General features: G+C 75.5%; 19 protein-coding genes and 1 pseudogene. 9 read left to right on the plus strand and 11 right to left on the minus strand.

Annotated features, from left to right (window positions below):
- The first annotated feature begins 36 nt into the window (after positions 1-36).
- A complete protein-coding gene (locus V2S66_RS29265; protein ID WP_330799745.1) occupies positions 37-1569 on the plus strand; it encodes a bifunctional phosphatase PAP2/diacylglycerol kinase family protein in 1533 nt (510 codons plus the stop codon).
- Between the two features lie 84 nt (positions 1570-1653).
- Here the strand turns inward: V2S66_RS29265 and V2S66_RS29270 are convergent, their stop codons facing one another.
- Entirely contained in the window at positions 1654-2079 is a 426-nt protein-coding gene (locus V2S66_RS29270) for an SseB family protein (RefSeq protein WP_330799746.1), read from the minus strand.
- A 303-nt stretch (positions 2080-2382) separates the two neighbouring features.
- On the opposite strand from V2S66_RS29270, the gene V2S66_RS29275 reads away from it, so the two are divergent.
- Positions 2383-3465: a ketopantoate reductase family protein gene (locus V2S66_RS29275; RefSeq protein WP_330799747.1), complete on the plus strand. Its 1083-nt coding sequence runs from the start codon at positions 2383-2385 to the stop codon at positions 3463-3465.
- On the opposite strand, the gene V2S66_RS29280 is transcribed toward V2S66_RS29275, so the two are convergent.
- Positions 3383-5431, minus strand: a complete 2049-nt coding sequence (locus tag V2S66_RS29280) for a DUF5107 domain-containing protein (RefSeq protein WP_330799748.1) — start codon at positions 5429-5431, stop codon at positions 3383-3385. The two genes, V2S66_RS29275 and V2S66_RS29280, sit on opposite strands and share 83 nt — an antisense overlap.
- Positions 5432-5551: 120 nt before the next feature.
- On the opposite strand from V2S66_RS29280, the gene V2S66_RS29285 reads away from it, so the two are divergent.
- From V2S66_RS29285 to V2S66_RS29300, 4 genes are read left to right on the plus strand one after another with little or no spacing between them, the layout of a single operon-like run.
- Entirely contained in the window at positions 5552-6379 is an 828-nt protein-coding gene (locus tag V2S66_RS29285; RefSeq protein WP_330799749.1) for a maleylpyruvate isomerase family mycothiol-dependent enzyme, read from the plus strand.
- Between the two features lie 32 nt (positions 6380-6411).
- Positions 6412-7128, plus strand: a complete 717-nt coding sequence (locus V2S66_RS29290; protein WP_330799750.1) for a hypothetical protein — start codon at positions 6412-6414, stop codon at positions 7126-7128.
- Between the two features lie 9 nt (positions 7129-7137).
- Positions 7138-7572: an ankyrin repeat domain-containing protein gene (locus V2S66_RS29295; RefSeq protein WP_330799751.1), complete on the plus strand. Its 435-nt coding sequence runs from the start codon at positions 7138-7140 to the stop codon at positions 7570-7572.
- Positions 7569-8705 carry a hypothetical protein gene (locus V2S66_RS29300; RefSeq protein WP_330799752.1) on the plus strand — a complete coding sequence of 379 codons (1137 nt, stop codon included), beginning with the start codon at positions 7569-7571 and terminating at the stop codon, positions 8703-8705. The genes V2S66_RS29295 and V2S66_RS29300 overlap by 4 nt, the downstream gene beginning before the upstream one ends.
- A gap of 19 nt (positions 8706-8724) precedes the next feature.
- On the opposite strand, the gene alc is transcribed toward V2S66_RS29300, so the two are convergent.
- The 5 genes and pseudogenes from alc to V2S66_RS29320 all read right to left on the minus strand — a co-directional run bounded on the left by alc (position 8725) and on the right by V2S66_RS29320 (position 13042).
- Positions 8725-9855, minus strand: a complete 1131-nt coding sequence (gene alc, locus V2S66_RS29305; RefSeq protein ID WP_330799753.1) for an allantoicase — start codon at positions 9853-9855, stop codon at positions 8725-8727.
- Between the two features lie 185 nt (positions 9856-10040).
- The gene (locus V2S66_RS29310; protein ID WP_330799754.1) at positions 10041-10964 is read right to left on the minus strand and encodes a LysR family transcriptional regulator; all 924 of its coding nucleotides are present in this window, start codon (positions 10962-10964) and stop codon (positions 10041-10043) included.
- Positions 10961-11636 (minus strand): annotated as a pseudogene (locus tag V2S66_RS34660) (helix-turn-helix transcriptional regulator); the annotation flags it as partial. The gene V2S66_RS29310 and the pseudogene V2S66_RS34660, both read right to left, overlap by 4 nt.
- 41 nt (positions 11637-11677) lie before the next feature.
- Positions 11678-12460: a crotonase/enoyl-CoA hydratase family protein gene (locus tag V2S66_RS29315; protein ID WP_330799755.1), complete on the minus strand. Its 783-nt coding sequence runs from the start codon at positions 12458-12460 to the stop codon at positions 11678-11680.
- A gap of 15 nt (positions 12461-12475) precedes the next feature.
- The gene (locus V2S66_RS29320) at positions 12476-13042 is read right to left on the minus strand and encodes a helix-turn-helix domain-containing protein (protein ID WP_330799756.1); all 567 of its coding nucleotides are present in this window, start codon (positions 13040-13042) and stop codon (positions 12476-12478) included.
- Between the two features lie 134 nt (positions 13043-13176).
- Between V2S66_RS29320 and V2S66_RS29325 the strand changes: the two genes are divergently transcribed.
- The 3 genes from V2S66_RS29325 to V2S66_RS29335 all read left to right on the plus strand — a co-directional run bounded on the left by V2S66_RS29325 (position 13177) and on the right by V2S66_RS29335 (position 15618).
- Positions 13177-13968, plus strand: coding sequence for an AzlC family ABC transporter permease (locus V2S66_RS29325; RefSeq protein ID WP_330799757.1), 792 nt, complete (start codon positions 13177-13179; stop codon positions 13966-13968).
- Positions 13965-14276 carry an AzlD domain-containing protein gene (locus V2S66_RS29330; protein ID WP_330799758.1) on the plus strand — a complete coding sequence of 104 codons (312 nt, stop codon included), beginning with the start codon at positions 13965-13967 and terminating at the stop codon, positions 14274-14276. The genes V2S66_RS29325 and V2S66_RS29330 overlap by 4 nt, the downstream gene beginning before the upstream one ends.
- A 241-nt stretch (positions 14277-14517) precedes the next feature.
- Complete coding sequence (locus tag V2S66_RS29335) at positions 14518-15618, plus strand: phosphatidylinositol-specific phospholipase C domain-containing protein (protein ID WP_330799759.1); 1101 nt, start codon at positions 14518-14520, stop codon at positions 15616-15618.
- Positions 15619-15745: 127 nt separating this feature from the next.
- Here V2S66_RS29335 and V2S66_RS29340 read toward each other — a convergent pair whose 3' ends face one another.
- From V2S66_RS29340 to V2S66_RS29355, 4 genes are all read right to left on the minus strand, one after another.
- Positions 15746-16513, minus strand: a complete 768-nt coding sequence (locus V2S66_RS29340; RefSeq protein WP_330799760.1) for a L,D-transpeptidase family protein — start codon at positions 16511-16513, stop codon at positions 15746-15748.
- Between the two features lie 357 nt (positions 16514-16870).
- Positions 16871-17434, minus strand: coding sequence for a TetR family transcriptional regulator (locus V2S66_RS29345; protein ID WP_330799761.1), 564 nt, complete (start codon positions 17432-17434; stop codon positions 16871-16873).
- 35 nt (positions 17435-17469) lie between these two features.
- Positions 17470-17832 (minus strand): DUF1304 domain-containing protein, encoded by a 363-nt coding sequence (locus V2S66_RS29350; protein WP_330799762.1) that lies wholly within the window; start codon positions 17830-17832, stop codon positions 17470-17472.
- Positions 17833-17907: 75 nt separating this feature from the next.
- Positions 17908-18762, minus strand: coding sequence for a thaumatin family protein (locus tag V2S66_RS29355; protein WP_330799763.1), 855 nt, complete (start codon positions 18760-18762; stop codon positions 17908-17910).
- Positions 18763-18854 lie beyond the last annotated feature (92 nt).

Raw genomic sequence — 18854 nt, forward strand, 5'->3', positions numbered from 1 at the left:
GTGCTTGTGGCGGCCGGGCGCGGGTAACCGCCCGTCATGACATACCCCTGGAAGGGCTGGGACCGGGCGCTGTTCGCCAAGGTGGCCGGCCGGAACTGGCCCGGCGCGGAGCCCGTGCTGCCGAAGCTGAGCCAGGCCGCCAACCACGGCCGGCTGTGGTTCGCGGTGGCCGCAGGCATGGCCACGTACGGCGGCAGGGACGGCCGCAGGGCCGCTCTGCGCGGCCTCGGTTCGCTGGCCGTGGCCTCGCTGACGGTGAACACCGTCGGCAAGGGCGCGGTCCGCCGTTCGCGGCCGCTGCTCGACGCGGTGCCGCTCATCCGCCAGGTGCAGCGGCAGCCCGTCAGCTCCTCCTTCCCCTCGGGGCACGCCGCCTCGGCCGCCGCCTTCGCCGCGGGCGCGGCGCTGGAGTCCGCCGGCTGGGGGGCGGTGATCGCGCCGGTCGCGGCGAGCGTCGCCTTCTCGCGCGTCTACACCGGCGTCCACTATCCGAGCGACGTCGTGGTGGGCTGCGCGCTGGGCGTGGGCGCCGCGCTGGTGGTGCGGGCGGTGCTGCCGCCGCCGAGCCGGCGCCCGGAGCACGGCCCGGCCGCCGAGGTGCCCGACCTGAGCGAGGACGGCGCCGGCCTGCACGTGGTCGTCAACGCGGCTTCCGGGCCGCCGCCGCTGCTGACCCCGCCGGTGGCCAGGATCCGCGCCGCGCTGCCGGGCGCGGCGGTGACCGAGCGGACCGAGGACGACGACCTGGCCGAGCTGCTGGAGAAGGCCGCGAGGTCGGCGGTGGAGGAGAACGGCGCGCTCGGCGTGTGCGGCGGCGACGGCACGGTCTGCCACGCGGCGGCGGTCGCGCTGCGGCACGGGCTGCCGCTGGCCGTCTTCCCCGGCGGCACCCGCAACCACTTCGCGCTGGACCTGGGGCTGAAGACGGTCGAGGACACGGCCGCCGCGGTCCTGGCCGGGCGTGCCTCCACGGTCGACGTGGCCCGCCGCACCGATCCGGCCGACGGCACGTCCGCGCCCTTCCTCAACACCTTCAGTATCGGCGCCTACCCCGATCTGGTGCGGGTCAGGGAGCGCTGGTCGCGTCGGGTCGGCAGCTGGCCGGCGAGCGTGCTGGCGGCCGTGCACGTGCTGCGCACCTGCGAACCGGTGGACGTGGAGATCGGCGGCAGGACCCGCCCGGTGTGGCTGCTTTTCGCCGGCAACTGCCGTTACTCCAGTTGGGGCCCGGCGCCGATGCGCCGCCGCGACCTGGCCGACGGGCTGCTGGACGTGCGGATAGTGGGCGGCGGCCCGTTCGCCCGTACCCGGCTGCTCGGCTCGACGCTGACCGGCCTGATCACCCGCTCGCCGACCTGGACGACGGCGGAGGTGCCGCGGATGCGCATCCGCATCCCGGGCGCCGCCGCCACGGCGGACGACGACGGCGCACGCGGCGGCGCGGGGGCGACGAGTCCGGGTGAGCGGAGCAGCGGCGTGCACCTCGCGTACGACGGAGAGGTGGCGCCCGCGCCGGGCGAGCTGCTGCTCGACAAGGTGCCGGGCGGGCTGCGGGTCTACCGCAGCTGAGCCGTTCGGAGGCTGAGCGATCCGCGGCGGCTGCGCCGCGCGGCCCGGGGCGGGATCGCCCCGGGCCGCTTCGACGTGGCGGGGTCAGTTGCCGCCGATGAGGCCGGCCAGGGCCTTCACGCCCTCGCCCGAGATGCTCAGCGCGTCGGCGCTGCCGGTGTCGATCGAGAGGATCAGATCGTCCGACGGCCAGGCGCCGCTCAGCGCGGCGAGCTGGACCAGCCGGTAGCGGCGGGTGGACGGCAGCGCCTCGGCCATCCGCGTCTCGGAGGTGAAGACCGGCACGAGCTGCCGGCCGTCCTCCTGCTCGTAGACCGGCAGCTGGATCTCCCGCGGCAGCTCGCCGCCCTCCGGGCCCCCGTCGGGGTAGTCGTCCGCGGCGGGCACCGGCAGCAGGACGTCGCTGACGGCGAGGGTGCTGAGCGCGATGACGTTCTCGCTGCCGTGGGCGATCTCGTGCAGGGCGCGCTGGGCCGGGGGCTGGGCACCGTTCGAGTTGATGTCGGTCATCGCTGGGGTTCCTCTCGCCGCGGCTGCTGCTCGGGCCGGTCGGTGGTCAGGGGCGGAATTCCGGGTGGTCGCTGAACCCCGCGCGTACCCAGCCCCTCGCGTCCCATGCGCCACAGGGCGGAAAAGTCCCCGCCCGGCCGGCCGGGCGGGAAGGCGCGGGCTGAGCTGGGCTGGAGTGGGCCGCGGCGGGCCCGGCCGGACCCGCCGCGGCCCGGTGGCGTGCCGGGCGGGGGGGACGGCGGGCGCGGGGCGTCCGGGGCAGTGTCCGGGATGGCGTGCGGGGTGGTGTGCGAGGCTGCGGGGATGCGATACATCGTCATCGGAGCGGGCGCGATCGGCGGCGCCATCGGCGGGCGGCTTCACGACGCCGGGCACGAGGTCGTACTGGTCGCGCGCGGCGCCCACGCGAAGGCGCTGCGCGAGCACGGACTGCGCCTGGAACTCCCCGACGGCGACCGGGTGTTGCCGGTCCCGGTGGCCGAGGGGCCGGACGGTGTCACGGCGCGGCCGGACGACGTGCTGGTGCTGGCGGTGAAGACCCAGGACACCGCGGCCGCGCTCGACGCCTGGGCGGGACACGGCGACCACCCCGCCGTGGTGTGCGCGCAGAACGCGGTCGAGAACGAGCGGCTGGCGCTGCGCCGCTTCCGCGACGTCTACGGGATGTGCGTGTGGTTGCCCGCCACCTATCTGGAGCCGGGTGTGGTGCGGGCGCCGTGCGCGCCGCTGACCGGCATCCTGCACCTCGGCCGTGTTCCGGCGGGCTCCGACGCGACGGTCCGGCGGATCGCGGCCGACCTGGAGGCCTCCGGGTTCGCGGCGCCCGTCTCGGACCAGGTGATGGCGTGGAAGTACGCGAAGCTGCTGTCGAACCTCGGCAACGCCGTCGAGGCCGTGTGCGGCCCGGCGACGGACTCCGGCACGCGCGGCGAACTGGCCGCGCGGGCCCGTGCGGAGGGGGTCGCGGTGCTGGACGCGGCCGGCATCGACCATGTCAGCGCCGAGGAACAGGCCAGGGTGCGCGGCGACCGGGTGGAGGTGCGGCCGGTCAAGGGCGAGACGCGGGGCGGCGGTTCGTCGTGGCAGAGCCTGGTGCGGGGCACCGGTTCGATCGAGTCGGACTACTTCAACGGTGAGATCGTGCTGCTGGGCCGGCGGACCGGGGTGCCCACGCCCGTCAACGAGCGACTCCAGCGCGCCGCCAACCTCTTCGCCCGCGAGCGCCGCCGCCCCGGCGACCTGTCGGAACCGGAACTGGCGGCGCTGCTCGGCACAGGACCACGGGGCCGCCGGCGTCTGCCGGCTACGTCTCCGGGCGCATCCGGAAGTCGTAGGCCGCGGGCAACGGGTCCTCGGCGCGGGCCCGTTCACGGACCGACTCGGTGACCGGGCCGCCGTCCGCGAGGAGCTGCTCGGCGACCGCGTACCAGGTGTCGCTGAGCGTCTCGTCGCCCTCGCGCAGGTTGTCGACGGTGAAGCCGGCGTCGAAGTGGCCGCGGGCGCGCGCCGGTTCACCCTGGGCGAGGGCGGTGGCGGCACGCAGCAGCCGGAACCGGCCGTCCTCAGGGGCCGCGTCGTCACCGGGCGCGGGCCGCGCGAGCAGCCGGTCGGCGTCGGCGGGACGGCCCGCGGCGAGCAGCGCGGGAACCGCTTCGAGCACCAGGGCGCGGTGCGCGGCGCGCCCCTCGCGTACGGTCAGGCCCCAGCCGCCCAGCTGCTCGAACGCCTCCAGGTAGCGGTCGGCGGCGCGCTGCGCCTCGCCCGACTCGGCCTCGGCGACGGCCAGCGCCCGCAGCGCCCACGGCGAGGTGTGCGCGGCGACCGAGCGCTCCCAGCTGCGCACCGCCTGGGCGCGGTCGCCCGCCGCCCACTGCGCGATGCCGAGGTGGTAGTCGAGGAACCACTCGTTGCCCGGGTAGGTGTCCGCGGACTCCAGCAGGTCGCGCCACTGCGGGGAGACCAGGGCGGGGCCGGGTGCGGCGCCCGCGACGGGGCGCGGGAACACCCCCGCGAGCAGCAGCTCGATCCACGGCTTCTGGGCCTCACCGAGCCCGATGGCCGGGAACGGGGTGCCCGGCAGCCGGTGGTGGCCCCGCTCGGCTTCGAGCGCGCCCCAGCCGCTGCCCGCCGCGAGCACCTCCTTGGGTTCGGCGTCCGCGTACGGCAGCCAGGCCGCGTAGGCGGCCTCCACGTCCGCTCTCGGCAGCGCGGCCTCCAGCGCGGCGGCGGCCGCGCCGCGGGCGTCCTGCCAGTCGCCGCCGTGCACGGCCGCCGGGTCGGCGTGCAGCGGACCGTACGCCTCCAGCCAGCTGAAGTCGGAGTCGGCGGCCATCGGGATGTGCTCCAGCTGGGTGCGCGCCAGCCCCGCCTGGATCTCCAGGTAGCCGCCGGTGCCGGGCGCGGTGAGCCACTCCTGCCAGCGCCGGCCGCCGCGGCCCTGGCCCCACAGGAACAGCTTGCGGCCGCGCAGCGTGTCGGTCGACGTCTGGACCAGGCCGTGGCCGTCGCCGTCGAGGGCGGTCACCCAGCGCCGGTCGTCGTCCTCGATCTCGAAGAAGTAGTCGGCGGCGTGCTCGGACCGCGTGGTGTAGCTGATGTCGGCGCCGCCGCCGGGGCGCGGCACCGGGACCCGGGTCAGCGCGGCGGTGTAGTCGAAGTGCCAGGCGGAGTCGGCGGGCGCCAGGACGCGGGTGTCCGGGGCCTCGGGGACCGCGATGTTGGACCACCAGTAGGCGGGGACGGTGCGGTCGTGCGGATTGCGCACCCGGACGCCGACGTAGAGGAAGTCCGAGTCCTCCGGCAGCCACATGTCGAGCTGGAACGGCAGGTCGCGCAGCCGCTCCCACTCCCACAGCCGCAGCATCTCGCCGCCGTCCGGCGCGGCCACCCGGGCCGCGTGCAGCGGCGCGCAGGTGTGGGCGGCGTGGCCGGTCGCGCCGAGGTTCCACTCGACGCCGCCGGAGAACCACGCGTCGGCCAGCGCCAGGTTCGCGGGCTGGAACACCGGGTTGCGGTACAGCAGTTCCCGCCCGGCCGGCTTGTGGACCAGGGAGTACAGGCGGCCGCCGAGGCCGGGCAGCACGGTGGCGCGCAGCCGGTCGTTCTCGATGACGACGGCGTCCAGCTCGGCGGGCACCCGCTCGCGGCGGTAGCCGTCACGCAGCCGCACCGGCAGCAGCGAGCGCAGCGGCGCGTACCCCAGCTGCCGTGCCATGTCGGCGGGGAGCCGCGCCCGGTCGCCGGCGTCGAGACGGGGCGGCTCGTCGAGGGGACGCAGCGCGGGCAGCGGGTTCTCGGCGCCGAGGGAGGCGGCGGGGATGCTCACCACGGTACGTCGCACGGTCGTAGCCAAGGCCACCTCTTCTTGCACGTGTGGCCGCCCTCGGATGCGGCGGCCGTCCGATGACCATGGAACAGGTTTCCCGGTCCGGCCGCCAGAGGGTTGTCAGTGACCGCTGCTAGAACGGACACCATGACGACTTCGCACTTCCCCTGGCCGGATTTCGCGGACTGGCTCGAGCTGATCGAGGAGCGCTCCGCCGCGCTGCGCCTGGCGGCGGACGCGGCCGGTGCGCTGGCGCGCGTTCCGGGCTGCCCGGACTGGGCGGTGCCCGACCTGGTGGCGCACCTGGGCGGGGTGCAGCGGTTCTGGGCGGCCACGGTGGCGGCGGGCCCCGCGCTGCGGCCGCCGGGTGAGGAGTCCGTCCCCGCCCACCGGCCGCCGGCCGGCAGTGCCGCGGCCGGCGACGCCACGGCCGCGGACGTCGTGTCGCCCGAACTCCTCGACTGGTCCGAGAAGTCGACCACGGTGCTGCTGGACGCGCTGCGCACGGCGGGACCGGACGCCGGGTGCTGGACCTGGTGGGCGGAGTCGGGCAACCCCGCCACGGCGGGCACGGTCGCCCGCCACCAGGTGCAGGAGTCGGCGGTGCACGCGCGTGACGCCCAGGAGGCCGCGGGCGCCGCGGAGGCGCTGCCACCGCACCTGGCGGTGGACGCGCTGGACGAGTTCCTGCACGTCGGGTTCGGGTCGATGGACGGCTGGCCGCACTCCCCCGCCCGGGTCGCGCTGGTCAGCGACGAGGGTCCGGCCTGGACGCTGATCCTGGACTCCACCGGGGCCTCGGCGGTGCGCGGCGGCCCCGGAGAGGGTCCGGGCGCGGGCGCCACGGTGGCGGGGACGGCGAGCGATCTGCTGCTCGCCCTCTACCGGCGCACCCCGGCGGACGGCCCCGCCCTGCGGCTGACCGGCGACGCGGAGCTGGTACGGCAACTCGTGGTCTGGCCCCCGCTGGGCTGAGCACGTACCGTCCTGACGAAGGGGTGATGCCCATGTCAGGTCGAGAGTTCCGTGCGGCCGCTGTGGTGTGTGGGACGCTCGCGTTACTGGCCGGGTGCACGCTCGGCGCCCACGGCGACCCGGCACCCGCAGAGCCCGCGCTGTCCGGCGCCGCACCACCGCCGATCGGCAGCATCGAACATCCCCGCCCGGTCGACTGCGTCGACGGCACCGCCGCCACCACGGGACGCGCCGGGACGCCGCTTGCGGACTCGCCGGGGTCTGCTTCCCTCCCGCCCTCCCCCGCCTCCTCCTCGCCTTCCGCCAGGGGCTCCGGGTCGCCACCGGCGACGGCCGGGTCCGCGGCCGGCACCGGCCTCGGCGCGGACCTCGGCGATGTCACCGTCGGCCCGCTGACCTGGCGCGGCCTGCGGGGTCTGGCGACCGGTGACCAGCAGGCGCACGGCGTCGCCAACTCCGGCGGCTGGCACTACCGGGCGGGCCCCGCGGTCACCGGCGACGCGGTGGTCACCGTGACGGTCGGCGCCGAGGAGCGTGCCCGCGCCGGGCTGGAGTTCGGCGGCGGATACGGCAACACCCCCGCCCCTGCCGTCACCTTCCACGGCTGCCCCGCCTCGGTCACCTCCTTCTACGGCGGCTTCTTCGTCGCCGGCGACGGCCGCGCGTGCGTCCCCCTGGACGTCCGCGTCGGCAACGGACCGACGCGGCGCGTCGTGATCTCCTTCTTCAACGGCCCCTGTCCTGCGTAGGCTGGACTCATGACCGAGTCCACGCCCGACCCCACGAACCCCTCCGGCGCCGACGAGCCCGGGCACGACCCGGAACTCCTCCAGCTCGCCGACCAGGCCTTCGACTTCGCTCGGACCGGTGACACCGACCGGCTCGCCGCCTACATCGACGCGGGGGTGCCGGTCGATTTCACCAACGACCGCGGTGACACCCTCCTCATGCTCGCCGCCTACCACGGCCACACCGACAGCGTGAAGGTGTTGCTCCAGCGCGGCGCCGACCCGAACCGAGCCAACGAACAGAGCCAGACCCCGCTTGCGGGCGCGGTGTTCAAGAGCGCCCAGGACGTGATCGACGCCCTGATCGAGGGCGGCGCCGATCCCTCCGCCGGGGCTCCGTCCGCCATCGACACGGCCATCATGTTCGACAGGACCGATCTGCTGAAGCAGTTCGGCGTGCAGTGACCGCGGGCGCGGCCGCCGCCGGACCCGCCGCCGAGAGCGACGGGTCCGAGCCGGCGGCCGTTCCTGTGTCCGTCGCGGCCGCGCTGGGCGCGGCGAGTCCTGCCGACCGGAGCTTCACCCGCCTGACGCACAGCCAGCTGAGCCTGCGGACCGGCGGCGTGTGGCGGGTCACCGGTCCCGCGGGCAGCGCCGTACTCAAGCGCTGCGGTCCCGGCGGTGCGGGCACCGGGACGAGCGCGGCCGACCCGTGGCACTGGTCGTACGGGCCGCGTGAGGCCCTCGCCTACCGCGACGGCCTCGCGTCGACCGCCTACGCCGCCGCCGGCATCGACTGCCCCCGCCTGCTGACCTGCGAGGAGCACTCCGGCGGCTCGTTCGACCTGTGGTTGGAGGATGTCTCGGGCCTGACCGGTGCCCGCTGGCCGGTGCACCGGCTGGCGGCGTTCGGCCACGCCCTCGGCGTCGCGCAGGCGCCGTGGACCGAGCGGCTCCCTGATCGTCCCTGGCTGTCCCGCCGCTGGCTGCGGCAGTACGTGGAGGGCAAGGCGCCGACCGGACCGGTCCCCTGGGACCACCCCACCGCCGTCGCGGTGTGGCCCGAAGCCCTGCGCGGTGCGCTCCGCCGTATGTGGGAGCAGCGTGACCGTCTCCTTTCTGCGGCCGAGTCCGGGCCGCGGACGCTGTGCCATCTGGATGTGTGGCCACTCAACCTGATCGCGGCCGACGGCGCGGCAGGGCCGGCCCGTACCGTCCTGCTGGACTGGGCGTTCGTCGGCGAGGGCGGCGTCGGGGAGGACATCGCCAACCTCATCCCGGACTGCGTGGCGGACGGCCTGATGCCGACCGAGCAACTGGCGGAGATCTCGGAGGCGGTCACCGCCGGCTACCTGGCCGGGCTGCGGGACGCCGGCCGGCGTACGGACGAGGACGATCTGCGCCGCCGTGTTGCTGCGGCGGGCGCCGCCAAGTACACCTGGCTCGCTCCCCTGATGCTGGCTCGCCTGGCCTCGGGTACCGGTGTCGGCTCGCCCTCCTATGACGTCGGAGGGGACGACAGCACCGTCATGCGGCGCCGCATCGGGCTGTTCGAACACCTGACGGCCTGGGCGGCGACGGTTCTCGACAGGTCCTAGCGGCGCTGCCCGCCTGGGGTCAGCCGAGCGCCTCGGTGCGCTCGGTCAGACGCGCCGCGCCCTCCTTGGTGAGCGAACCGTGCAGCCGCAGGCGGGAGATGCCGCCGTCGGGGAAGATGTCGATCCGCACGTGGGTGGCCGGTATCGGGTTGACCAGGAAGCGGTGCACCGTGTCGGGCTGGAGGCGGACCCTGGGGAGCAGCCGGGTCCATGCGCCGTCCGCGCCGTCCCGCACCGAGAGGGACGCCCAGCCCGCGGAGTTGCCCTTGAGGTACGCCGTGTCGATCTCCACGGCGCGGATCACGCCCTGCTCCACCAGGCGGTAGCGGATCCAGTCGTTGCCGGAGTCGCGGCGGCGGCGGGTCTCCCACCCGTCGTCCATCTTCTGGGAGCGGCCGGGCAGGATGGTGTGCTCCGGTGGGGAGTAGAAGCGGTCGGAGGCGTCCTCCACGGTGCCGCCGTTCTCCAGCGCGACCAGGTCGAAGGTGTCCAGCTCGGTGAGCCAGCCGGGATCGGGCGCCACGTCTCCGTAGACCCGCAGGCGGGCGACGCCGCCGTCGGGGTGCTGGCGCAGCCGCAGGTGGGTGAAGCGGCGCTCGACGTGGATGGCGAAGGCGTTCTCTGCGTGGCCGCCGACGGCGGTGCGCGGGACGAGCCGGGTCCACTCCACCGAGGGGTCGAGCAGGTCTTCGGGCGCCGCGGACAGGGAGTGGCTGGTCGCCTCGAGGGAGACGGCCTGCGGGTAGTTTCCGCGGAAGTGGGCGGTGTCGACGACGATGCCGCGGATGACCCCGGGAGCGCCCAGCCGCACCAGCGCCCAGTCGTGGTCGGTCTCCCCGGGGTGCGGCACCTCGGCGGACGCCCCGCGCCTGCGGCGGGTCTCCCAGCCGTCCATGACCTTGCCCTTGTGGCCGAAGCGCTCGGGGTCGAAGACCGCGGGCCCGGCCCGCAGAAGGTTCTCGCGCTCGGCGAAGAACTCGTCGTTCGCCGCGACCACTCCGGCGCCCAGCCGGCGGTCGGCCAGATCGGCCAGCGTGCCGAACGGCAGCTCGCCGCGGCGGTAGTCGGCGTACGGATTCCCCCCCGCATAGGGCAGGGCGTCGCCGGTGAAGGAGGTCAGCGCGGTGAAGGCGGGCTCGCCGTCTGCCACGGAGCCCTCCGCGCCGCCCCCCACGTCATCGCGTGCCTCAGCGTCTGTCTCACCGTGTGCCGCATCGTGTGACCACCCATGACGCACGTCGCCGCGTACCTCGTCTGCTGCCTCGTCTCGTGTCATGGCTCCACTCTCGGCCACCCCCACCCTTCACGTCCATCGAAACTTACTGAAGCAATCGTTCAGCTGCGCTGCACGGTCGGATCGAGGTCCGCGGCTTGCCGCAGCGCGTCCATCGTGCGCCGCAGCAGCGGGGAGTCCTCCGCGCCGCCGCGTACCGCGCCCACGATCCGGCGGCGCGGGCGGTCCACGTCGAGCGGCCGGACCGCCACCTCGCGGCGCAGCCCGCCCGAGGTCGCCATCCGCGGCACCAGCGCGATGCCCATTCCCGCGGCGACCAGGGAGAAGATGGCCGGCCAGTCCGCCGCCGCGTGCGCCTGCTCGGGCACGAAGCCCGCGTCGGCGCAGGCGGCCAGCGTGATGTCGCGCCAGGGGCCGCGGCTGCCGAAGATCCACGCCTCCTCGGCGAGCCGGGAGAGCCGCAGCCCCGGCACGTCCGCCATCGGATGGCCGGGCGGCAGCGCCACGTCCAGCGGGTCCGCGAGCAGCGGGAACAGCACGAACCGGGGGTCGCGGGCGGTGGGCGCGTCCACCGCCAGCGACACCGCCAGGTCCACCTCGCCCGCGGCCAGCTCCTCGTAGACCTCGGCCGCCTCGGTCTCGCGGACGGACAGGGTGATCCCCGGCGCGTCGCGGCGCAGCAGGGCGGCGGCCGGGACGACGAGGCGGGAGATGGCGGTCGCGATGGTGCCGACCGTGACCAGGCCCGCGGTGCCGCGGGCGTAGCCGTCGAGTTCCGCGCCGGCCCGTTCGAGCTGGGCGAAGACGACCTCGGCGTGGCGGAGCAGGACGTGCGCGGCGCCGGTGAGCCGCACACCGCGGCCGCGCGCCTCGATGACCGGGGTGCCGGTCTGCTTGGACAGGGCTGCCAGCTGCTGCGAGACCGCGGAGGGCGTCATGCGCAGGGCCGCCGCGGCCGCGGTCACCGTACCGGTCTCGTGGAGTGCGCGGAGGATCTGCAACTTTCTGAGGTCCCACTCTTTCATGCAGACAGCCTAAACGTTCCGCGGAGAACCATCCGGCTCCACTGACCGGACGGCTGCCCGTCCCAGGACGCCGCCGCGCCGCCGCCCTCCGGGCCGCCGCGCCGCTCCCTGGGCTGTCGCGGGCTCACGCCGCGGGCCCGGTCGAACGCGGCGCCGAGCGCGAACGGGCTCCCGTGGCCGGCCCTGCGGACCACCGCCGCGACTGTGGCCTGCGGCTCACGGAGCAGGTCCGCGGCCAGCGGGGCCGCCAGCCGCCAGCCGGGGAGGTACGCCCTCGGGGATTCGCCGACCAGTCGGTGAGGCGGCGGCCGAGCGCGCTCCGCGAGACGCCCGCGCGGGCGGCGATCTCCGCGACCGTCCAGGGGTGCGCCGGTCGTCGTGCGGCAGCCGCAGCGCGGACCCCGCGACGCAGTCGCCCCGCGCGGCACGACAGCGCGCCCGCCCCCGGCCGGGCGGACCGGGCCCGCACCCCGGCGATGAGCGGCAGGTCGAGCAGCCGGTCGAGGGCCAGACCGAGCGGCAGATCGAGCGACCGGTCCAGGACGACCCGCCGTCCCGGCCCGTCGCGGACGATCTCCTCGGCGACAGCGCGGGCAGTGGGCTGCGCCACGACGCGCCCCGCGGCGCCAGGACGTGCGACGGCGCGGCCGGGAGCCGCCGGCTGGCCTCGCCCGCCGCCCGGCTGGAGGCGCCGCTTACGGGGAAGCCTTCTTCTACGCCGGGCCGCCGTGGCGGCCTGCGCCCGAGGCGAATCGCGCGGCGCCCTCGGCGGCTTCGGTGAGCGAGATCCGTCCGTGGGCCAACTCGACCGCCAGCGCCTCCTCTTCGTCCAGTCCCTGTTGCCCGAGAACGGACAGCCGGTCGTGGCGCAGGCAGGTCTGGGGGAACGCGGCGATCTCGGCGGCGAGTCGCTCTGCGGCGCCGCGGGCGCCGCCGGGGGGCACGACGCGGTCCACCAGGCCGATGGCGAGCGCCTCCGCGGCGCCGACCGGGCGGCCGGTGAGGATCAGGTCCATCGCGCGGCCGGCGCCGATCAGCCGGGGCAGCCGGACCGTGCCGCCGTCGACCAGGGGGACGCCCCAGCGCCGGCAGAACACGCCGAGCACCGCGTCCTCCTCCATCACCCGAAGGTCGCACCACACGGCCAACTCCAGCCCGCCGGCGACCGCATGGCCGCTGATCGCGGCGATCACGGGCTTGCCGAGCCGCATCCGGGTCGGGCCCATCGGTCCGTCGCCGTCCTCGGCCACCCGGTTGCCGCGCTCGGTCCCGATCGCCTTGAGGTCGGCGCCGGCGCAGAAGGTGCCGCCCTCGCCCCAGAGCACGGCGGCCGACGCCGTCTCGTCTGCGTCGAACTCCCGGAAGGCGGCGGCGAGTCGGGCGGCGGTGGGGCCGTCCACCGCGTTGCGGGCGGCAGGCCGGGAGAGCACCACGGTGTGGACGGCGCCGTCCCGTTCGGTCCGTACCGGCGGCGGGGGTCGTTCGGCCGATGGCATCGTCGGGGCCGCCCTTCAGTGGTGTTCGGACAGGAGGACGGCGACGGTGTCCTTCTCCAGGGCGCGGAAGACGTGCGCGACGTCACCGGGGTAGGACACGTAGTCGCCGGGGCGCAGTTCGACGGGCTCCTCGATGAGGCCGACGAGCGCCCGGCCGGTGCTGAGCACCACGTGCTCGACCACGCCGGGCATGTGCGGTTCCGACTCGCGCGCGCTGCCGGGCTGCGCGCTGATCGCGTAGATGTCGCGGCGTGCGTGCGGCGGGCAGGAGGCGAGCATGGTGGCGACGTAGGTGGAGTGTTCCGAGCTGAAGGCCGGTCCCTCGCCCGCGCGGATCACCTGCACGCGGGGGCGGGGCGGTTCGACGAGGTGGGCGAACGGCACGTCGAGGGTGACGCTGAGCGCCCAGAGGGTCTCGATGCTGGGATTGCCGGCGCCGGACTCCAGTTGGGACAGCGTGGACTTGGCGATGCCGGCGCGCCGGGCGGTCTCGGCGAGCGAGAGACCCACCCGGTGGCGCTCGCGCTGCAGCGACGCGGCGATGACGGCGAGGGGGGCGCCGCTGCTCTCGTTGGTGGCCATGTCTCCTCCGGTTCCGCCGTGCTGTCCGCGCCCTCATGCTCGCGCGGGTGGCCGCGTGAGCGCCTCACGTTCGACAGACGAGTCCGTTCGTTCGTCTTGACGAACGACCGCTCGCGTGTTCATTCTAGACGGCGATGCGTTCGATATGGCGGACCCCGGAACGGGACCTGGTGCGGGACATCGCCCTGGTCTGCCTCGCCGACGCCCTGGTCGGGGCCTCCTTCGGGGCGATCAGCGTGGGGCTCGGGCTCCCGCTGTGGCTGCCCATGCTGCTGTCGGTGGTGGTCTTCGCGGGGGCCGCGCAGTTCATCTTCGTCGGCATCGTCGGCGCCGGCGGCAATCCGCTGGCGGCGGTCGTCGCGGGCCTGCTGGTCAACGCGCGGCATGTGCCGTTCGGTTTCGCGGTCGGGGACGTCTTCGGCAGCGGATGGCTGCGGCGGCTGGCCGGCAGCCATCTGATGGTGGACGAGACGGTCGCCTTCACCCTCGCCCAGGACGAGCCGCGGCGGCGGCGCCTGGCCTACTGGGGCTGCGGGGCCGGGCTGTTCGCCTCCTGGAACGCGGGCGTGGCGGCCGGGGCCTTCGGCGGCCGCGCGGTCGGCGACACGGACGCCTTCGGCCTCGACGCCGCCTTCCCCGCGGTGCTGCTCGCGCTCGTGCTGCCCTCCCTCGCCCAGGCGCGTCCGGCGGCGCGGGCCGCCGCGGCGGCGGGCGCCGCGATCGCGCTGGCCGCCACGCCGTTCGTACCCGCGGGGGTGCCGGTGCTGCTGGCGCTCGCCGCGGTGGCGCTCGGGGTACGCGGCCGGGCGACGCCGGCGCCCGACCCCGACCCCGACCCGCCTCAGCACCCGGACCCGGGCCGGGGCTCCGGCGAGCACCCGGACCCGGAACGGGCTTCGGACGTACGCGGCGGAGGCGGCCGGTGAACCTGCTCGTGGCGACCGGGGTGTTGGGCGCGGGGACCTATGCCTTCCGGCTGGCGGGACCGCTGTTGAAGGCCCGGATGCGGCTGTCGCCGCGGGTGGAGCAGGGCATGGGCGTGGCCGTCGTGGTCCTCCTCTCGGCGCTGGTCGCCACGTCCTCGCTGACCCAGGGCCACGGCGCCGCGGGCTTCGCGCGCCCGGCCGGCGTGCTCGTCGGCGGGGTGCTCGCCTGGCGGCGGGCCCCGTTCGCACTGGTCGTGGTCGCGGCGGCGGCGACCACCGCGGTACTGCGGCTGCTCGGCGTCTCCTGACCGCACCGCTGCTCGCCAAGACCCGCGGGCGGGTGGGCCCGCGGGCCCACGCCCCCCGAGCCCCCCGAGGCCCCGGCCCCCGTCGCCGCGAGCCGAACGCAGCGTGTCCGCTGGTGCGTGAGGAAAGGCCGGATGCGGAGGTGACAGGAGGAATGCAGGTCGTGTTACGTGTCATGTCTCCGTCGATTCATGCGTGCCCGGCACCGTCCTGACGGAGAGCCATCCCCCACAGGAGGACACGTTGACCGGTCCGCTGACCCGCCGAGTTCCGATCCGTCCCCGCGTCGCCGTGCGCACCGCACTGCTCGGCGCCCTCACCGCGTGCCTGGCGTTCACCGTCGCGGGGCCCGGGGGCGTCAGCGCCTCCGCGGCCGACGGCGACTCGCTCCCGCTGTCCGGCGCCACCACGTCCGGCCTGCACAACACGTACGACCCGGCCGCGTTCCCGTATCTCGCGCAGGCGCTCGACACGGGCACCTCGATGATCGAACTGGACGTCTGGGACGACTTCTTCACCCAGGAATGGAAGGTCAGCCACTCCAACCCGACCGGCAACAGCAACAACTGCGTGAACGCGTCCTCGCCCGCGCAGCTCTACACCGGCGGGGCGAACAAGAACCTGGAGAGCTGCCTGGACGACGTCCGGGTGTGGCTCGGCGCCCACCCGGGGCACGGGCCGCTGTTCATCAAGCTGGAGATGAAGGCCGGCTTCCAGGCCACCTTCGGGATGAGCGCGGCCAAGCTGGACCAGTCGATCAGCGCGCACCTCGGCAGCCTGGTCTTCAAGCCGAACGACCTGCTCAACAAGCCCGGCGGCGGCCAGTACGCGACGCTCGACGAGGCGGCCGCGGCGGGCAACTGGCCGAGCCGGGGGCAGCTCGCGGGGAAGGTCGTCCTCGAGGTCATCCCGGGGACCGTCGAGGAGAGCAACCCGACGGACACGCTCTGGACAGACCAGGAGTACGCGGGCTACCTGCGCGACCTGCACGCCCAGGGGAAGACCGCGCAGGCCAACATCTTCCCCTCGGTGCACAACGCCCAGGCGGGCGACCCGCGTTCGCGCTACTCGGACGCCTCGCTGCGCCCGTGGTTCGTCGCCTTCGACGGCGACGCGGCCACCTACCTCAACGGCAGCATCGACACCGGCTGGTACGACACGCACCACTACCTGCTGTTCATGACCGACGCGCAGAACGTGCCGCCGGCGCTCGACGACGTGAACCCGTCCTCCGCCGACGCCCGCGCCCGGGTCGCCCAACTGGCCAAGGCGCACGCCACGGTGGCGTCCAACGACTGGAAGGGACTGGCGGACGTGCAGTCCACGGTGCTGCCGCGCGGCTGATCCCGCCGGTTCCGCCCACCCGCCCGCGCACCGCACCCGTCTCCGTCCGCACGCACGTCCACGCGCACGCCCGCACGCGCCGCGCCCGCCGTACCCCCTCGGGGAGTCACGGCGGGCGCGCCGGCGTTCAGGTCGCCAGCGAGGAGTGGTCGCCCATCACGATCACCGGGTGGTCGGCCGGCCGCAGGGTGCGCAGCAGTTCGACCATGTGCGCGGCGGCGACGCTGACGCAGCCGTGGGTGGGCCCGCCGTGGTCGACGTGGATCCAGATGCCCCCGCCGCGGCTCGGCCCGAGCGGCTGCTCGCCGTCCAGCGGCGAGTGCCCGGCGACGCGGTTGTAGTCGATGGCGATGACGTAGTCGAACGCCGTGTCCAGCGGCTCGCCGTCGAAGCCGACACCGCCCGCATGGAACGCAGACGAGTGGTGGTAGGGCAGCTTCGACCCCGGGTTCGCGTCGAACCCGCCGGCGTCGTGCAGGGTGAAGACCCCGATGGGGCTGTGCAGGTCGCCCGCGTGGTGGCTGGTGGTCCAGCCGTGCAGGGCGTTGTGCGCGGGCCAGGACGCGCCCGGCTTCCAGTGGCCGTCGGCGGTGCGCGACCACAGGGTGACGAGCGTGTCCGAGGAGTTCTTCGCCTTCCCCGAGGCCACCAGCACCTGGCGGCTGCCCGCGGGGATGGAGGCCCGCGTCCTGGGACCGAGTCCGGGTATCGCGGTCGGCAGCCGGTCCTTGACGCTCATGGCGCCGGCGCCCGCCGTCGCGGCGGGGGCCGCGGGCCCGGCGGCGGCGGCGTGCTTGGCGTCGTCGGCGACGGCCGTGCCGCCGGGCCGGGCGAGGACGGCGTATCCGGCGCCGATCAACGCGAGTCCGGCGACGCCGGCCGCGGCCGCGACCATCGCCCGGCGGACGGTACGGCGAGGCCGCCGGTGGCGGCGTCGGCCACGGCTGGTTTCGGTCTGGCGCTGGGTGAGCGCTTCTGAAGGAGCGGCAGTCATCACGTCGATCCTCGCAAACCTCGGTGCGAGGTGCGGCACCCAGCCCCCACTTGCGCCCGTTTCGTCCCACAGGTCACGTTCGTGGCAGGGCCGTACGGGTGAGATGCGTCGCTTCGGCGAGGCCGCGACAGCCGGCGGCGGGGCGCCGCGGTCCACCCCCGGTCCACCGCGGGGTCCGGCAAGTCCGTTCCGGTTCGGGCGAGTCGGGACGAGATCGGCCGATTGCGCACGGATCGGGCACGGCGTCCGGTCCCGAGGTCAGCGCACCGCACGGTGCACGGCGAGCAGCAGCCGCCACACGTGGTGGGTGAACCCGTCGGTGTCGAGCGGCACTTGGCCGTGCAGCCAGTCCGCGAGCAGACCGGTGAAGGTCGCGGCCGTGGCGGAGGCGGCCAGGGCGGGGTGCGGGGCGCCGGCCCGCACCCGTTCGGCGTAGGAGCGGGCGCGCAGTTCACGGTGGAGCAGCACGCCGAGCGGTCCGCCGCCGCCCTCCGGCAGCAGGGTGCGGTAGAGGTCGCCGCGCCGGGCGACCGCGCCGAGGAAGTCGGCGAGCGGCGCGGGCGGCTCGCCCGGCGCGGGGGCGCCCGTCCACGCGTGCAGCGCGTCGACGCCTTCGCGGACGATGTCGGCGCAGGCGTCGACGGCCAGTGCGTGCAGGCTGTCGTAGTGCAGGTAGAGCGTCGCGCGGCCGACACCGGCGGCGCGGGCCACTGCCGACAGGCTCACCTCGTCGAGGGCGCGCCCCTCGCACGCGTCGAGCAGCGCCGCCCGCAGCCGGGCCCGGGTCCGCAGCGTGCGCGGATCGGCGTTGCTCGGGCTCATGGCGCGGCCCCCGGGGTCGGTGCGGCCCTGCGTCGTCAGCCGGCCACGAGCACGGCCGCCAGCGCGACGGCCGCGGGCGCGAACTGGACGAAGAGGATCTTACGGTTCGCCGTCGCGGCGCCGTACGCCCCGGCGGCCGTCACGCAGCACAGGAAGAAGACGGTGACCCGGAACCCGACCGGGTCGGCGGCGATCAGCCCCCAGACCAGGCCGGCCGCCAGAAAGCCGTTGTAGAGGCCCTGGTTGGCGGCGAGCAGCGCGGTGATCCTGGCGCCCTCGGCGTCCAGGCCGTGCAGCGCGCGGCCGCGCGGGCCCTGCCACAGGGACATCTCCAGCACCAGCGTGGAGAGGTGGACGGCGGCGACCACGCCGACCAGGACGTTCGCGACGGCGTTCACCGGGCCTCCCGGACATCCGCGCGGTCCGCCCGCGCACTTCCTGGACAACTGTACAGGAAATCGTAGGGCGGCCGGTTACGGGCTCACCCCGAAGGTGATCCGGTAGCCCGCCTCCCCGCGGCTGGTGAACGTGCTGGTCGCGTCGTCGTCGACGTAGGAGTACGCGAACGGCTCGGCCTCCTTGAACAGGGCCGCGTAGTCGACCGGCCACTGGTCGGGCCGGCACTTGTCGCGTGGCGCCCACTGGCCGCGGCAGCAGTACTGGTCGGTGCCGAAGACGCCGCACGGCGACTCGCAGCCCACCGCCCGGCCGCCCGCGGTGACCCGGAGCGCGGGCGGGCAGGCGACCGTACGGGTGCAGCCGGCCGCAGAGCAGCCCGCCGCGTCCAGCGGGTCCTTGGTGGTGCCTCCGACGAGGTTGACGTACATCGGCAGGTTCGAGCCGTCGACAAGGCTGACGTCGTAGAAGTCCATGCCGTCCCAGCTGTTCAGGTCGAACTCCGCGAGCGAGGCCGGGATCACCCCGTATCCGGCGCACTGGAAGCGGCCCGCGCAGTCGCCGGTCTCGCAGTGGCCGCGGCCCGCCGCGTCGAAGGCGCAGCCGGTGCGGCCCCAGAAGCGGCCGTTCCAGTGGTCGGGGACGCGGACGGTCAGGGTGCGGCCGGGCGGCAGCACCCAGCCGGTGGTGGTCAGCGCGGGCTGGGCGGTCTGCTCGCCGGCGGCGAGCCAGAGGGTCTGGTCGACGTGGTTGACGAAGGTGAACAGGCGCGTCCCGGCGCGCGGTCGCAGCGCGGCCGGGGACCGCGCGGGCCGCACCGCGCTGCGCCGCGGCGTCGCGGTGACGGCGGCGCGCGCGGCCGGCGGGCGGGCCGCGGACGGTGTCCCGGCGGGCGTCGCGGTGGGGGACGCGGCACCGGCCGGGACGGTCATGGGCGGGGGGGGGGGGGGGGGGGGGCCCCCCCCCCCCCCCCCCCCCCCCCCCGCCCCCCCCCCCCCCCCCCCCCCCCCCCCCCCCCCCCCCC

Source organism: Actinacidiphila polyblastidii (assembly GCF_036353415.1).
In the GTDB taxonomy this organism is placed as follows: Bacteria; Actinomycetota; Actinomycetes; order Streptomycetales; family Streptomycetaceae; genus Actinacidiphila; species Actinacidiphila polyblastidii.

Coding starts and splice junctions, on each gene's coding strand:
- V2S66_RS29265 (WP_330799745.1), top strand. CDS start 37: ATGACATACCCCTGGAAGGGCTGGGACCGGGCGCTGTTCGCCAAGGTG.
- V2S66_RS29270 (WP_330799746.1), bottom strand. CDS start 2,079: ATGACCGACATCAACTCGAACGGTGCCCAGCCCCCGGCCCAGCGCGCC.
- V2S66_RS29275 (WP_330799747.1), top strand. CDS start 2,383: ATGCGATACATCGTCATCGGAGCGGGCGCGATCGGCGGCGCCATCGGC.
- V2S66_RS29285 (WP_330799749.1), top strand. CDS start 5,552: ATGACGACTTCGCACTTCCCCTGGCCGGATTTCGCGGACTGGCTCGAG.
- V2S66_RS29290 (WP_330799750.1), top strand. CDS start 6,412: ATGTCAGGTCGAGAGTTCCGTGCGGCCGCTGTGGTGTGTGGGACGCTC.
- V2S66_RS29295 (WP_330799751.1), top strand. CDS start 7,138: ATGACCGAGTCCACGCCCGACCCCACGAACCCCTCCGGCGCCGACGAG.
- V2S66_RS29310 (WP_330799754.1), bottom strand. CDS start 10,964: ATGAAAGAGTGGGACCTCAGAAAGTTGCAGATCCTCCGCGCACTCCAC.
- V2S66_RS29315 (WP_330799755.1), bottom strand. CDS start 12,460: ATGCCATCGGCCGAACGACCCCCGCCGCCGGTACGGACCGAACGGGAC.
- V2S66_RS29320 (WP_330799756.1), bottom strand. CDS start 13,042: ATGGCCACCAACGAGAGCAGCGGCGCCCCCCTCGCCGTCATCGCCGCG.
- V2S66_RS29325 (WP_330799757.1), top strand. CDS start 13,177: ATGCGTTCGATATGGCGGACCCCGGAACGGGACCTGGTGCGGGACATC.
- V2S66_RS29340 (WP_330799760.1), bottom strand. CDS start 16,513: ATGGTCGCGGCCGCGGCCGGCGTCGCCGGACTCGCGTTGATCGGCGCC.
- V2S66_RS29345 (WP_330799761.1), bottom strand. CDS start 17,434: ATGAGCCCGAGCAACGCCGATCCGCGCACGCTGCGGACCCGGGCCCGG.
- V2S66_RS29355 (WP_330799763.1), bottom strand. CDS start 18,762: ATGACCGTCCCGGCCGGTGCCGCGTCCCCCACCGCGACGCCCGCCGGG.